The organism is Acetobacter sp. JWB (assembly GCF_003323795.1).
Classification (GTDB): domain Bacteria; phylum Pseudomonadota; class Alphaproteobacteria; order Acetobacterales; family Acetobacteraceae; genus Acetobacter; species Acetobacter oryzifermentans.
This window is the reverse complement of sequence record NZ_CP030871.1, coordinates 1,882,867-1,897,637: the sequence shown is the minus strand read 5'-3', so window position 1 is coordinate 1,897,637 and position 14,771 is coordinate 1,882,867. Positions and strand designations below refer to the sequence as shown.

The 14,771-nt window shown below is 48.0% G+C and carries 13 protein-coding genes and 2 tRNA genes; 12 read left to right on the top strand and 3 right to left on the bottom strand.

The window, feature by feature from the left end:
- Positions 1–20: 20 nt before the first annotated feature.
- Positions 21–266 carry a hypothetical protein gene (locus DS739_RS08980; RefSeq protein WP_035350564.1) on the top strand — a complete coding sequence of 82 codons (246 nt, stop codon included), beginning with the start codon at positions 21–23 and terminating at the stop codon, positions 264–266.
- A 91-nt stretch (positions 267–357) separates the two neighbouring features.
- Here DS739_RS08980 and DS739_RS08975 read toward each other — a convergent pair whose 3' ends face one another.
- The gene (locus tag DS739_RS08975; protein ID WP_035350566.1) at positions 358–609 is read right to left on the bottom strand and encodes a hypothetical protein; all 252 of its coding nucleotides are present in this window, start codon (positions 607–609) and stop codon (positions 358–360) included.
- A 39-nt stretch (positions 610–648) separates the two neighbouring features.
- On the bottom strand, positions 649–1,317 hold the full coding sequence (upp, locus tag DS739_RS08970) for a uracil phosphoribosyltransferase (protein ID WP_006116450.1): 669 nt from the start codon (positions 1,315–1,317) through the stop codon (positions 649–651).
- A gap of 83 nt (positions 1,318–1,400) precedes the next feature.
- On the opposite strand from upp, the gene DS739_RS08960 reads away from it, so the two are divergent.
- The 9 genes from DS739_RS08960 (at position 1,401) to DS739_RS08920 (ending at position 10,384) form a co-directional block, all read left to right on the top strand.
- Positions 1,401–2,786 (top strand): glycosyltransferase family 1 protein, encoded by a 1,386-nt coding sequence (locus DS739_RS08960; protein WP_035350569.1) that lies wholly within the window; start codon positions 1,401–1,403, stop codon positions 2,784–2,786.
- Between the two features lie 59 nt (positions 2,787–2,845).
- The gene (gpt, locus tag DS739_RS08955) at positions 2,846–3,331 is read left to right on the top strand and encodes a xanthine phosphoribosyltransferase (protein ID WP_006116452.1); all 486 of its coding nucleotides are present in this window, start codon (positions 2,846–2,848) and stop codon (positions 3,329–3,331) included.
- A gap of 58 nt (positions 3,332–3,389) precedes the next feature.
- Positions 3,390–3,466, top strand: a tRNA-Pro gene (locus DS739_RS08950).
- Positions 3,467–3,489: 23 nt separating this feature from the next.
- On the top strand, positions 3,490–3,795 hold the full coding sequence (locus DS739_RS08945) for an ETC complex I subunit (RefSeq protein ID WP_035350573.1): 306 nt from the start codon (positions 3,490–3,492) through the stop codon (positions 3,793–3,795).
- A gap of 36 nt (positions 3,796–3,831) precedes the next feature.
- A tRNA-Arg gene (locus tag DS739_RS08940) sits at positions 3,832–3,908 on the top strand.
- A gap of 86 nt (positions 3,909–3,994) precedes the next feature.
- Positions 3,995–5,743, top strand: coding sequence for a glycosyltransferase (locus DS739_RS08935; protein ID WP_170315315.1), 1,749 nt, complete (start codon positions 3,995–3,997; stop codon positions 5,741–5,743).
- Positions 5,744–5,930: 187 nt separating this feature from the next.
- Positions 5,931–6,677, top strand: a complete 747-nt coding sequence (locus DS739_RS08930; RefSeq protein WP_081461449.1) for a DUF4422 domain-containing protein — start codon at positions 5,931–5,933, stop codon at positions 6,675–6,677.
- Positions 6,678–6,902: 225 nt separating this feature from the next.
- Positions 6,903–8,054: a UDP-galactopyranose mutase gene (glf, locus tag DS739_RS08925; protein WP_006116456.1), complete on the top strand. Its 1,152-nt coding sequence runs from the start codon at positions 6,903–6,905 to the stop codon at positions 8,052–8,054.
- A gap of 155 nt (positions 8,055–8,209) precedes the next feature.
- The gene (locus DS739_RS08920; protein WP_039891801.1) at positions 8,210–10,384 is read left to right on the top strand and encodes a hypothetical protein; all 2,175 of its coding nucleotides are present in this window, start codon (positions 8,210–8,212) and stop codon (positions 10,382–10,384) included.
- 74 nt (positions 10,385–10,458) lie between these two features.
- Here the strand turns inward: DS739_RS08920 and DS739_RS08915 are convergent, their stop codons facing one another.
- Positions 10,459–12,285, bottom strand: a complete 1,827-nt coding sequence (locus DS739_RS08915) for a glycosyltransferase family 2 protein (RefSeq protein ID WP_006116458.1) — start codon at positions 12,283–12,285, stop codon at positions 10,459–10,461.
- A 279-nt stretch (positions 12,286–12,564) separates the two neighbouring features.
- Here DS739_RS08915 and DS739_RS08910 point away from each other — a divergent pair, with 279 nt between their 5' ends.
- On the top strand, positions 12,565–13,539 hold the full coding sequence (locus DS739_RS08910) for a glycosyltransferase family 2 protein (RefSeq protein ID WP_006116459.1): 975 nt from the start codon (positions 12,565–12,567) through the stop codon (positions 13,537–13,539).
- Between the two features lie 61 nt (positions 13,540–13,600).
- Positions 13,601–14,755 carry a bifunctional 2-C-methyl-D-erythritol 4-phosphate cytidylyltransferase/2-C-methyl-D-erythritol 2,4-cyclodiphosphate synthase gene (locus tag DS739_RS08905; protein ID WP_035350588.1) on the top strand — a complete coding sequence of 385 codons (1,155 nt, stop codon included), beginning with the start codon at positions 13,601–13,603 and terminating at the stop codon, positions 14,753–14,755.
- The last annotated feature ends 16 nt before the right edge of the window (positions 14,756–14,771 follow it).

The window sequence follows — 14,771 nt, the reverse complement described above, 5'->3', positions numbered from 1 at the left end:
AAAAAGCTGAGGAGGATCTCATGTCTTTGTCTGAACATATCGTTTTTCAGCCATTTGTTTGGCGGGGCACGAAGTTAGAAGGTGGATCTGCCATTCTGTGCCGTAATCTGGAAGATGCGCATCGCCGGATAGAAAAGGTGCGAGCAGGCGTTCTTTCCGTGGCCGGAGCACTGGTGGTGCGTATGCAGGTGGATGAAGAAGCTGGTGATTATGGAGAACCAGAATTTTTGGAACGTATTGGCAGTGTTCCAGAAATTGATGAGTAAGTTTGGTACTAAATGAAAGCCCTATTCCAATAAGGCACTGAAGTTGCAGGAATAGGGCTTTATGATAAAGTGTAATGTAACCGTTGAGATATTACGGTGAGCCGCCAGCCCCCGTTCCCATGTAAGGCCCGCTTGCTTTAGATGAGTCTGGGCGGTAGCCATCATTTTCATCTAAGGCAGGGCCACCATGGGGGTTTTCATCTTCATCTTCAATAATGGGCGGAGGGGCCTTCTGGTGCGCCTTGTCATGGAACAAGGGGCTGCTGTCTGATGCTGGCTGTTCATGGCAGGCAGTAAGAGCAAGCAGAAGGCCAGCAAGAACGGTAGCGGATTTCAATTTCATATCACGTATCCACAAAAATGCATGCCAAGGGGCAAGCGCTTAACGTGTGCCAAAAAGGCGATCACCAGCATCACCCAAGCCGGGAACGATGTAACTGTGTTCATCCAAACCGCGATCAATAGAACATGTCATAATCTGCACGTCTGGATGCGCTTTTTGCAAGCAGGCAATGCCTTCTGGGGTAGAAAGCAGGCAGGTAAACAGCAGCTTGCGTGCTCCTTTTTCCTTCAACCGCGTAATGGCGGCTGCCGCGCTGTGCCCGGTAGCCAACATGGGATCAACAACAATACAGCGGCGGGAAGAAACCTGAGAGGGAAGCTTAAGATAATATTCTACAGCTTCCAGTGTTTCGGGGTCACGGTACAAACCAATATGGCCAACCGGTGCAAATGGCACCAAATCCAGCATGCCATCTAAAAGCCCATTGCCAGCACGCAGGATGGAAATAAAGCACACATCTGGCCCAGCCAGTTGTTCACCCATCATGGGTTCCAGAGGCGTTTGGATTTCTACTGGTTCTAATGGCAACTCGCGGGTGGCTTCGTAGCACATCAGCAAGCTTAGTTCGCGCACAAGCCGACGAAAACCGGCAGTAGAGGTTTCTGCGCGTCGCAAATGGGTCAATTTGTGCTTGATAAGCGGATGATCCAGCACAAGAGGAGGGAGGGGAGTAACAGCATGACTTGTCATGCAACCCTCTATAATCATGGAAAAGCGCGTCTGCCACGTTTTCTTGCAGATGCAGAATATGTTTTATCCAGATCGTGCGGATAGAAAAAAGGAAGGCCATCATGAAGCGTATCTGGATGGATGTGGAAGATCTGTTTGCCTTTGCACAAGCAGGTGCACGGCTTACGGGTATTCAACGCGTTGTGCTGGAAATTTGTGCAGCTTTTATGGTTGATCCGCGTATGGCTGGCCACATTGGTTTTGTGCGGCACACTATTCAGGGTACAGGCTTTGTGGTGGTGTCTTGGGCGCAGGTGCAGGCGGTTTGGCAAGCCCTGAGTGGGCAGGGGGCTGGGCAACCAGAAAGCATGCAGATACGCAGCCTTTCTACTTCATACCTTACAAACCAAAGTTTGCTTCAAAAATGTGGGCAGCATGTGCCAGTTTCTGTACGCGTTCCTGCTGGTAAGCTGATCAGAAATACCCAGAGTGCGATGCAGGCAGGAGGAATGCTTGTGCGCGGCTTATGGGAACTGGCTTCTCATAATTTGCACAAAAAAGATGATTTTAGTGCACAGGAACAGGCTTTTTCTCCTCAAAAGGGGGATATCCTGCTTTCGCTGGGGGCATCATGGTCTCATGCCATGTATCAAAAACTGTTGCGACAGTGTCGGCAGCAATACGGCATGCGTATTGGGGTTTTGGTGCATGATCTGGTGCCGCTTTTGTGGCCAGAATGGTGCCAGCCCGGTTTGCCCGCTGTATTTCGGCGTTGGTATGAACAGGTTGTGCCGGAATGCGATGTTATTTTTGCGAATTCCGAATCTACCCAGAAAGATGTGTTGTCTTATGCACAACGCAGCGGCGCGCCGCTTTCTGTTCCCGTTATTGTAGTGCCTATGGGGTGCGGGTTTTCTAAGGCAGATCCGGCAAGCGCCCCTCCTTCTGTTCAAGAGCACATAAAGCAGTTGGGGCCTTATGTTTTATGTGCTGGCACGTTGGAAGTGCGTAAAAATCACGCGCTTTTAGTAAGAGTATGGCGGCGGTTGTTGCGGGAACGGCCAGCCAATACCGTACCGAAGCTGGTGATTGCTGGCGGGCGGGGATGGCTGGTGGACGATCTGTTGCAGCAGCTTGAAAATAGCGCGTGGCTGAATGGGCACGTTGTGTGGGTAGATCGACCATCTGATAGCTGTATGGCGCAGCTTTATAAGCAGGCGCGGTTTACAATTTTTCCTTCATTTTATGAAGGCTGGGGCCTACCGGTGACAGAAAGCCTACATTGGGGAAAGCCCTGCCTGACGTCTGCTGCGTCTTCCCTGCCAGAAGCAGGGATGGGGCTGACAGAAATGTTTGACCCTGATAACGCATCGCAGGCATTGGAGCTTGTACGTAACGTTCTGGATCAGCCGCAGCGCCTGGCAGCTATGGAGCAACAGATAAAGACACGTTTTCGGCCCATAGGTTGGAGCCGAGCCGCCGAGACTTTGTGGCAAACAGTCATGTAATGACCCGACGGCACGACAGAAGCATTGTTTGCAGAATGGATGGAAAAGGGAACGCTTGAATGGCTGTGAATTATGCCACGGTAACATGGGATCAGTTGCATCGTGATGCACGTGCGTTAGCAGAGGCGCTGATGCCTAAAATGCCCATTAAAGGCATTGTGGCGGTAACACGCGGAGGGTTGATTCCCGCAGCTATTGCCGCGCGTGAACTAGGGTGCCGTCTGATAGAAACCATTTCTGTCGTGACGTATGATGAAGAAAATATGGGCAAGCCCCAGATTATTAAGGAGCCCGTTGCCGCCGGTGATGGAGAAGGTTTCCTGATTATTGATGATCTGGTTGATTCTGGTGTGACGGCCCGTGTGGTGCGTGAAAAACTGCCCAAAGCTTATTTTGCATGCCTGTATGCCAAGCCTGCGGGCAAGGAACTGACAGATCTGTTTATTACAGAAGTGCCGCAGGATACCTGGGTTTTGTTCCCGTGGGATACGGCGCCTTTGTTTGTGCCACCGCTGGCAAAAAGCAAAAAAAGCATGGTTGACTGATTTTTTATCATCAGAGGGTTGCCATACTCCGAATAGGCGCTTAAACAAGCGCTCAGTTCGGGGCGTGGCGCAGCCTGGTAGCGCGCGTGTTTTGGGTACACGAGGCCCCCGGTTCGAGTCCGGGCGCCCCGACCATAAATAAAGCGGGAGGCAACATCATGCCAGCGCGTATTTATAGGCAGTCAAAGCCTGCTGGTCAGTCAGGTTTGGCTGGCACTAGAGAGTGGGTTTTTGAATACGGTCAATCTGCTCCACGTAAGCAGAGCGCCCTTATGGGGTGGACTGGTAGTGCAGATCCACAATCTCAAATACATTTGTATTTTGATAGCCGTGAGGCTGCGGAAGCTTATGCGCAACGCGAACACATTGCGTATGTGGTGGAAGAAACAGCACCGCGTATGCGTCGCCCCAAAGTATATGCAGATAACTTCCGTTATGATCGCATCCAAAACTGGACGCATTGATTTTCTTGCTTTTCCCTATTATGCGTAGGGCGTAAAGCGCCCTTAGCTCAGTTGGATAGAGCAACAGCCTTCTAAGCTGTGGGTCGCTGGTTCGAATCCAGCAGGGCGCGCCATTTTTTCCTAAAATACAGGGTGCAGTAGGCGTTTGTGTGCGCTAAAGCCGGATGTGTCTTTTCACGCTCCGTTTGAAAGTGCTCCCATGCTTACGGTTTTGCATCGTCTTATCTTGCCAACTGAAGGGCTGGAGCAATGCGATGCAATGTATGCACGTCCTGCGCTGCCAGAGCGTGTGGCTGATGCATCTTCCTCAGCCTTTCGGCTAAAGATGGGGCAGGCATTTACTTTTGATACATTTTACAATGCGTTTTCCGTAAAAAAGTGGAAACAGGCTGGTGGTGTAAGTCGCCTGCTGTTGAGCTTGCATATACGCGGGCAAGGTGAGGTAACGCTTTTTTATCGTTCCAAGGCAGATGTTGTCACACCTCTTTGGAGCAAAGAAATTGAGGGCGAAATACGCTGCGCAGAGGAAATATCAGCGTGGCCTACATTATCTGAAGGCCTGCTGTATTGTAGTGTAACGGCTCAGTCAGAGTGCACGGTAGAGGCCGTATATTTTGCAACATCCTCGCCCATGGTGCAGGTGCCTCAGTTGGGTGTTGTCATCACGCATTTTAATCGGCAACAATATGTACGTAATTCCATTCAGCGGGTGCAAAAGGCGCTTTTGCAAGATCCTGCCTATCAGGATGTGATCCATTTTATTGTTATAGATAATTCAGCCAACCTTGATCCGGCGGAGGTGCCGGGGGCCAAGGTTATCAAAAACCATAATTACGGCGGCAGCGGTGGTTTTGCGCGCGGCCTTTTATATCTGCATGAGCAAGGCACCTTTACCCACTGTCTGTTCATGGATGATGATATTTCCTGCGAGGTTGAAGCTATACGGCGTTGCTACGCTATGTTGGCTTACAGTGTAGATAGGCGCATCGGCTTGGCAGGTACCTTGCTGGACGATCAAAAGCCATGGAGTGTGCAGGAAAAAGGTGCTGAATTCTCAGAGGGGGTGTTTCGTCCTTTACATAAAGGTGAAGACGTTAGGCCTATAGAAAATCTGCTGAATCTGGAGCAGGATACAGGCAAGCCCGTTTATGGTGGATGGTGGTTTTTTGCGTTCAGGCTAGATGCCGTATCAGCCTATCCATTTCCCTTTTTTGTGAGAGGAGATGATGCGCTTTTTGGCCTGATGAACCGTTTTAATATTGTTACGGTAAATGGTATTGCCTGTTTTTCTGAACACTTTTTGAGCAAGGAAAGTGCTTTTACCCGTTACTTGGGTATGCGGGCATCCTTGGCTATCTACCTTATGGTGGGGCAAGGGCGCGCATTACCGGCTGTAAAAATGATGGGGCTCGCTTTTTTATGGTGTGCATTATCATGCAGGTATCAAAGTGCGCAGGCTATTTTGCTGGCATTTCAAGATGTAAGCCAAGGGGCTGATTTCTGGCGGCAAAATCTGGATTTTATGCCCCTTGCCAAGCGTATCCAAAAAGAAGCTGTGCAATGTAAAGAACCTGCATATTTTCAATCACATCGGTTTCATTATGAAGGACAATTAGAAACAAAATTGAGGAGATGTGTGAGGCTCATGAGTTTAAACGGGCATCTTCTGCCAGGATGGGCTTTATATAAAAAACCGGTATATGTAGGAGAATATACGAGCGGGTTACTGGGGCTGACATTCAGACATCAGCGCATTGTTTATCGTAAATATGAAAGTTCAGATATTTTTGAGGTGGAACTTAATAGGTTCCGATTGCTGGCTCTTACATGGGCTTTTTTCAAAACAAGTATTATATTTATTTTGAAGACACCGTTTTTGAGAAAGTCGTATAGAAGTAAACTATCTACATTATGCAGTCGAAATTTTTGGATATCTGTTTATAAATAAAATAATTAATATTTGTATTTAATGTTGTTTACACATGAATGTATTATTTTTTATTTTGCGGGGCTTTTCGAAAAGGTTTTTGAGGGGGATCTTTTTGGAAATCAATGTATTTTACTGTTGATGGATTGAGTCTTTTAATATTTGCATTTTTCTATTATAAGATAAGATTTTGCTCCTCGAGGTAATTATGAAAGTAACAATATACACCGCTTGCCACGATAACTTTCAAAATCCTATTGATAATATTTATACTCCAATGTTGTGTGGGAAAAAGAATAAGAATATAGTAACAAATTTCATGGGTGATGATACAGGGCAAAATATATCTGATCTCAATTACTGCTTCTGTGAATTAACAGCCTTATATTGGATGTGGAAAAATGACAAAACGTCCGACATTGTTGGATTGAGTCATTATCGACGTTTTTTTGCAAAAAAAACGTATGGAAATAATCTGTTTTATAAGACCCCGTCTAATCCAGATGAAAAGATTGAAAGAGAAGAAATAGCCGCAGGGAATGATTTTGATTACCTTATGGGTGATGTCGATCTTGTGGTTTCTTTGAAGCAGGACGTAGGGAACGTTTTACATAACTATAGATTGTACCATAATATAGATGACATGTTTCTTGTTGAAAGAATGATACAAAGATTGCACCCAGAATATATGGATGCGTATAGATTTTTCATGAGAGAGGAGTGTGCTATTTACCGATACAACATGTTTGTTGGTAAGAAAGCTGTTGTTGATAGATACTGTGAATGGCTTTTCTCAATACTGCTTCCTTTGGCTGATTTGAAATTTTTCAATAATTATACTGATTATCAGAAAAGAATTTTTGGCTTTATTTCGGAAAGAATTATGGGCGTCTGGTTGCTGCATAATAGGGACAAGCTCTTAATTGAGGAACGTCCTGTTGTTGAATTTCTTTAAGTTTATGTAGTTCTGCGGGAAAGGAGGCTCCATATTTATGGGGCCTCCTTTCCTATGACGTGCCACTTGCTTTGGTTATATTATAGGCTTCATGTACGAAAAACTTTAACGCCTGATGAACTTAGGCAAGTTGTTGGCCAAAGTGTGGTAACGGGATATACATTCTTCAAAGATTAAACTGGTATTGTTTGTTGTTAAAGTTAGGGCTGAAGGGTTGAGAAACGTATGACATTTTGTGTTGTGGGCGCTGGATTTAGTGGTGCCGTTATTGCCCGTCATCTGGCAGAGCGCGGTCATAAAGTGGTGGTCGTGGATGAACGCTCCCATATTGGTGGGAATTGTTACACGGAGCGTGATGCTGAAACCGGTGTTATGGTGCATAAATATGGGCCTCATATTTTCCACACCGCAGATGAGCGTACATGGGCTTACGTGCAGAAATTTGGCACGTTCAAGCCTTATGTAAACCGTGTGAAAGCCATTTCTAACGAGCACGTCTATACGCTGCCTGTTAACCTGCTGACCATTAACCAGTTCTTCGGTACTACAATGGGGCCGAAGGAAGCGCGTGCTTTTATTGAAAGCAAAGCGGATAAAAGCATTACTAACCCTCAGTCCTTTGAAGAACAGGCACTGAGCATGATTGGCCCGGATCTGTATCGGGCATTCTTTTATGGATATACGCGCAAGCAGTGGGGGCTGGAGCCTACACAGCTTCCGGCTTCCATTCTCAAGCGCCTGCCTTTGCGCTTCAATTATGATGATAACTACTTCAACCATCCGTATCAGGGCATGCCAGAAGAAGGTTATACTGCCATTGTGCAGAATATCCTGAACGTTGAAGGCATTGATGTCCGGTTAGGCAGTTCTTTTGAAAGCCTGAAAGAAGATTTTCAGCACGTATTCTATACGGGGCCGATTGATCGGTATTTTGGTTTCCGTCTGGGCCGCCTAGGGTACAGAACGCTGGATTTTGAACGCTTTGTAGATGATGGCGATCATCAGGGTACCGCGGTTATCAACTACTGTAATGAAGAAGTGCCTTATACGCGTATTTCTGAACACAAACACTTTGCCCCGTGGGAACAGGACAAGTTCTCCAAAACGGTTTGTTTCCGTGAATACAGTCGTCTGGCGGGTGAAAACGATATTCCTTACTACCCGATCCGGTTGGTAAACGAAAAGAAGATGCTCGAAAGCTATATCGAGCTGGCACGTGCAGAAAAAGGCGTGTCCTTTATGGGGCGTTTGGGCACGTACCGTTATCTGGATATGGATGTTACCATCAAGGAAGCGCTGGCTGCGTGCGATGTGATCGACACGGCATTGCAGGCTTCGGAACTTTCACTCCCTGCGTTTTTTGTTGATCCTACCTGACAGTAATTTTCTGTAATATTTTATGAAACACCCATGCAATATATTTGTATGGGTGTTTTTTTTATGCGGTTTCGTAAAATTTATTTAGTTTTTATTGATAATTTTGGCGCTTTCTGTTGAAAAAGAGAAAGGTATTCCATTTTTTTTGGTCTGATATGTCAAGAAACAATAGTTTCGTAAAAAACGGTTTTTTAGCTGTTTTTTACGCTTTGCTGGTGTCGTGCTTTGTGGTGGGGATATGCGAGGTTCGCTTTCCGTCCTTTTTTACCATAGATGATGCCCAGAACGAGTATCTGGGGTTTCTGCGCCAGTATGGGCAGACATGGTTATCTGGAGAAATTCCGTTCATCACCAAGAATATTTTTATTGGTGATAACGCAATGGTAGAATTGCAGCGTGGTATTTTTGCGCCGCAGAATATTCTGGCATCTTTGGTAACCTGCCTTACAACCAATCCGCTTATTACGGGGTGGTTTTATGCTTTGTGTAACGTTTTTATCTGCTGCATTTCCGGTTATATTATAGGTCGCAGCTTGGAAATATCGCGCGATATTTCTTTGTTGCTTGGGTTTTCGATCGCAATCAACCCAGTATTTTTATATCAATATGCCGGGCCATGGTGGAACGCTGCTAATGGGCATGCGTGGTCTTTGCTGGCCATTGCAACGTACTGCCAATTGCGCCAACGTATGACCACAGGGGCAGTTATAGCTAATTTTGCTGCAACACTTGTGCTTCTGGCCTCTGGCTGGCCGCATGGGTTTATTGGTTATCTGGCTGTTGTGGCAGGCTTTAGTTGTGTGGATCTGGCATATGGAGATCCCATAAAGGTTCTGTTCCGGCGTTGTGTGCCTTTGTTATTGGCAGGCATAGCCGCCATTCCTGTGTATTCAGAATACGTGTATCTGCATCCGCTGCTTAACCGTGCAACAGGGTGGGAGAATGCAGATAATTTTATGGTGCCCAGCCTTTCTCAGTTACTGGTAACGTTCTCTCCAACTTATTATGAATTCATGAATTATTTTGGTGGGTATAAGTCTGTTTTTATACCTGTTGGGTTTTCCACACTGTTTGCGTTGCCGGTTGCAATTTTCTTCCGTACTTCTGTGCGTGATCGTGTTCTGGCAGCCTGTTTGGTTATTTTGGGTATAACAACGGCTTTGGCTCTTATGCCTTCGCAAATGGGTATTTTACGTTGGCCTTTGCGTTTTGTGCCGTATGTTTCTGTATTTGCAGCAATTACGACATTCTATGTTTTTTCAAAAAAGGACATTGTTGAAAGTTCTGCGAGACGGAATGTATTTTTTGGAATTACCGCTTTGCTGTTTGTTGTTTCGGCTTCCAAAAATGTATTTGAGCGTCCCAAAGTTGTTGCTTTGGAGCTTTTAACAAGCATTGCGTTGGTAGCGGTGTGGTTTTTGTATGCCAGAAGCAAGAAAATAACCGACAAAGATATTGGGCTTATTATTCCAGCGGCTATACCAGTATTTTCCCTGTTGCTGATGCTCGCCAGCATGCCTTCTCTGGGGAGGATTTATTTGCCGGTGAATGTACTGCCTTCTCATGTTTCTGTTCCTGCCTCAGTGAATATGCAGGGTAATCTGCTTTCATTTGTGCCTTGGAGTAGGGAGCATCCAAAGGAAGCGGCAGATCTGCAATCAAGCTTGTTTGGGTATTACAATATCCGTGCGCTCAATGGTTATTCTCCCAATGGGCAGGATTATACCGATGCCGTTTTAACGCACGATACGTCTCATACCATTTTCAAACCGGATGATATTATTCCCAAACTGGCATCTGCTGTTATGCTGCCCGGTAATCCCTGTTTGTTTGATCTGTTTGCCGTTAGCAGCATGGTGGTGTCTTCCGATACCTATCAGAAATATCATCATGATTTTCTGGCCTGCGGATACCATAAGGTTGCTACAGCACAGTCTGGAATGCTGTATCTTTCTACGCCCAAAACGTATCCAGCCAATCTGGCGTATTCTACGCAAACAGGCGTGACAGTGGAGCGTGAGACAGCAAATAGCATGACGTTTTCTGTGCCAGCGCATACAGCGCCCGTGCGGATGGTTTTGTCTCGCCAGTGGTGGCCGGGTTACACCGCGCAAGGTTTGAATTGTAAAGTAAACGTAAGTGGTTTTCAGGATGTTTTGGTGCAGGTTGATGTACCAGCAGGATGTTCTGGTAAGCTGACAGTTTCCTATTTCCCGCACACATGGCCGCTGGCTTTGGTTTGTCTACTGATGGGGGTGTTAGGGTTGGTGGTCTTTTTGTGGCAACTCAGCAGAGAGCGAAAATTGCAGCTTATTCTGCAAATGCGCTGATACTAAAAAGCCCGGCAATATTTTTGCCGGGCTTTTTTCTGATACGTCAGATTAAGAAAAAGACTTTGATAAACTCAGCTCTTTTTTTCTTCTGTTGTCAGTTCATTTTTGTAAACATGGCGCCAGAAATCTTCAGTTGTCATATTTGGCAGCGCTTTGACATAAGCTTGTTGCAGGGCAGGCATGGCGCGCGCAAATTTTGCACACACTGCCAACCCTTCTTTCCAGAGCTCAAAAAACAGTTTTCTGTTCTGAGTGGCGACATAACCCGTGCGCGTGGCTTCGTGATAGTAAAGCACGTGTTTAAAACGGAAGATATCACGGAAAGCCGCGTTAAAGTCTTTGAACTGGAAGCGCACATCATCCCGCATCAATACGGCTGGCAGAAGTGTACCATTGAGAGTGACAAGCCGTGCCAGGCGGCGGATACGTCCATCGTGATGATGATGGTGCAGAACCTCAATATCTTTCAGATCATAAGGCACCATTTTTTCACTGGGTGTCAGGGCGCCAATCTGGGCACGTACGTTAGCCATATCCATGTTGCGCACAAAGAATTCAGGCCCCTCCATCACGTGCTTCATGGCCATGATTAACGCTTTGGCGCTGGCGTAATTGTAGGAGAACAGAACGCCACGGAACCAGACCAGAAAAACATCCAGATACGGTTTGGATTTTTCTTCTCCATTCAGCATCATCAGTACCATGGTCGCGCGCAGGCCCAGATACCGCGTCATCGGGCTTTCCTTGACGCTGAAGTCTTCTGCCATGGAGCAGATGCCGTTCATCGTTACCAGCGGGAATTTGTTCTGGAGCGAGAATTCCGCGTCATCCCCGCGCACAAAGAAGGGGTAGGGGAAGTGGCGCACGGCAGAAATGGGAAAGGCAAAGAACCACCAGCCGCCGTAGTTGGCGGCGGAATCATCCATTTCTGAAAGCAAAAGGTGGTGGATATTGCGCATGTCCAGCATGTGTTTACGGGCAATCCACCGGCCTTTTACAAAACGCGCTCCGGCTTCGTGCAGCTGCCAAGGCACAGTTTCACGAAGCTGGCTGCCTACAATGGCAGCGCGATCTTCCGTGCTGTAGCTCAGCAGCATGTAGGCACGGCAAACGGCCTCAAAGTCACAGCTAGCATCATCATCCATGAACAGGCAGTGCGTAAAGCCGTGGTCTTTTGCGTAAAGCAACCCGCGGGTAAAGCCGCCAGCGCCACCCAGATTCCGGTTAGGTATAACCAGCGCGCTTCCGGCTTCATCAGGTGTGACGTTTTGAGAGTTATCGACCACAATAACCTGCACCCGGTCTTTCCACTGTGGTGCATTCTTCAGGCCAGCTTCAAGCTTTTGCAGGGCAGGGAGCAGGTGCGGTTTACGGTTAAAGTGTGTGATAACAATAGCCATGCGGGCATCTCGCACTGGCTGCTGTGTGGTGGAAACATTGCCGCCGCGCAGGTAACCATCTTCCAGCGCTTCCACCCACATATAAAGCAGGCCGCGTTCCAGACCAGCCCAGAATGGCAGATCCAGAGAGACCGGTGCGCCTTCTTCCAGTTCCACTGTGTGTTCAAACAACCACCGGTGGGGCAGGCCAAGCTGATGCAGCCCAAAGCGGACAATAAACTTGCCTTTGCCTTCCAGCGTCAGGCTCAGGTTCTCAATGGCACAGAGTTCACGCCACCGTTCAACGGTAATGCCGTTAAAGTATGTATCAAAGGCAGCCCGCCCGCCCGCATGAAATGAAAGTGTTTCTGGCGCAGCACGAAAAAGCTCAACCTTTTCATTCAGAGCCCGAAAATACAGATCTTCAGGGATAACGGACTGAAGAGCCGGAAAAATAATGTTCTGGAGCACCATAGGCGCATCCTTTACATTTTCTTTTAATATTTCTTGCGTGGCCATGAGGTAATATTATCCCTGAAAGAAGATATAAAGCGCCATATGGGGCTCTTTTAGTTTGCCACAGGCGGGATGCAAGCCTGAGAATGCCGTATTGGAGAGAATTTGCCGCACCCTGTTGCGGATTTGACAACAGCCTTTAGGCAAAATCTGTAGCACTTATTATTTAAGCTTTTTGTGCTTTGGTATCTGTATAAACTGGCAGCATGGAGCAAGCTCCAACATCTGATGGCTTGCTTGATTGAGATAGTCTTGTTCGATGCTGAATGAGAGGAAAAAATTTTGCCATCTGGTTTTTCGCCAGCGTTTAGCGTGGTTGTGCCCTGTTATAATGAACAGGAAGTTCTGCCAATTTTTCACCAGCGGCTATCTGCCGTTATGGAAGGGATTGGTGCGCCGTGGGAGGTTGTTTACGTAAACGATGGCTCGCGGGATCAAACGTTGGCTGGCATGTATGCTCTGGCAGAGCAGGATGGGCGCGTAAGTGTTGTGAACCTTTCCCGCAATTTTGGTAAGGAAATTGCTCTAACAGCAGGGTTGGATCATGCACGGGGTACGCGCGGCATTATTGTAATTGATGCCGATTTACAGGATCCACCAGAAGTTATTGCCGATCTGGTAGCCGCATGGACAGATGATGTAGATACTGTTTACGCCCGTCGCAACACGCGGGAAGGGGAGACTATTCCCAAACGGCTGACAGCATGGATGTTCTACCGTGTCATGAAGCGGCTAGGCAACAAAGTGGTTATTCCGCCAGATACAGGGGATTTCCGGCTGATGAGCCGCAGGCTGGTGGATAGTCTGTTGCTACTGCGTGAACGGCATAGGTTTATGAAAGGGCTATTTGCTTGGGTTGGCTTTCCATCCCGCGCCGTTCTGTATGATCGTGCCCCACGTTCTGCGGGTAAGAGCAGTTTTAATTACTGGTCTTTGTGGAACTTCGCGCTGGAGGGAATCACCTCGTTTTCTGTGCTGCCGCTTCAGTTAAGCACATATATGGGGCTTGGTATTTCCATACTGGCTGTGTGCTACGGTATCTGGATTGTTGGGTGCACCCTGTTATTTGGTAACCGGGTGGCGGGTTACCCCAGCCTTATGGCGGTTATCCTGTTTTTAGGCGGTATCCAGCTTATGACAGTTGGCTTGATAGGCGAATATGTGGGCCGTATTTTTAATGAAACCAAAAAACGCCCGCTTTATCTGGTAGAAGCCTATCGCCCGTCGCAGGAAAAAGAGCATACGGCCCAACCCTAAAGCCGTGTTCTGCCTATTTTGAGGCTTGACGGACAAGGCAGGCCGCCCCATTGCTTCGTACATGCGAGTAGCCGCCATTCTTTTGGCTGCCGGTACGGGCAGTCGTTATGCCGCCACTACGGGTTCTTCCATTCCCAAGCAGTACGTGCTGCTGGCTGGACAACCCGTAATCCGTCATGCAGCGCAAGCTTTATTGCCTCATGTCACCTCTATTCAGCCAGTTGGAGATCCTGCCTCCTTGAACGAGGCGCTGGAAGGATTGAAGATTCTGCCGCCAGTAGCTGGAGGTGAAACCCGGCAAGCCAGTGTGCGCGCAGGGCTGGAGGCACTGGATAAACTGCCAGAAGCCGAAAAGCCGGATATCGTGCTGGTGCATGATGGGGCCCGCCCGTATGTGACCGCGCAGGTGATTGGCAATGTTGTTTCTGCATTGGAGCAGCATCCTGGGGCCATTCCGGCTGTGCCAGTGGCGGATACACTCAAGCGGGAAAAAGATGGTGTGATTGATGGCACCGTCCCGCGGGATCATCTTTATCGTGCCCAAACGCCACAGGGCTTCCGCTTTGGCCTATTTTTAGATCTCCATCGTGGCGCTGCATCCGTGAGTGCAACGGATGATGCCAAACTGCTGGAAGATGCCGGGTTCAGCGTCGCGTTGGTGGCGGGTGATGAAGATAATATCAAGCTGACATATGAGGGTGATCTGGTGCGTCTGGAACGACTGATCGGCCCCACGCTTCTGCCGCGCGTAGGGCTGGGTTACGATGTGCATGCGTTTGAGGAAGGGCGTCCGCTCATCCTGTGCGGTATTACGGTGCCCCATACCAAAGGCTTGGCCGGGCATTCAGATGCCGATGTGGGTATCCATGCGTTGTGTGATGCCATTTATGGTGCATTGGCTGAAGGTGATATTGGCCGCCATTTTCCACCCAGCCAGAATGAGTGGAAAAACGCAGATAGCGCCCGCTTTCTGGTGCATGCAGGCCAGCGTATCCGTGAACGCGGCGGCATGCTGGTAAATGCGGATCTGACACTGATTTGCGAGCGCCCTAAAATTGGCCCGCATTCTGAAGCCATGCGCAAACGTCTGGCAGATTTGCTGGAAGTGGATGTGGATCGGATTTCCGTTAAGGCCACCACATCCGAACGTCTGGGCTTTACCGGGCGTGAAGAAGGTATTGCCTGCACGGCTACAGTTTCTGTTCTGGTGCCCTAAGCTGGCGCCATTACGG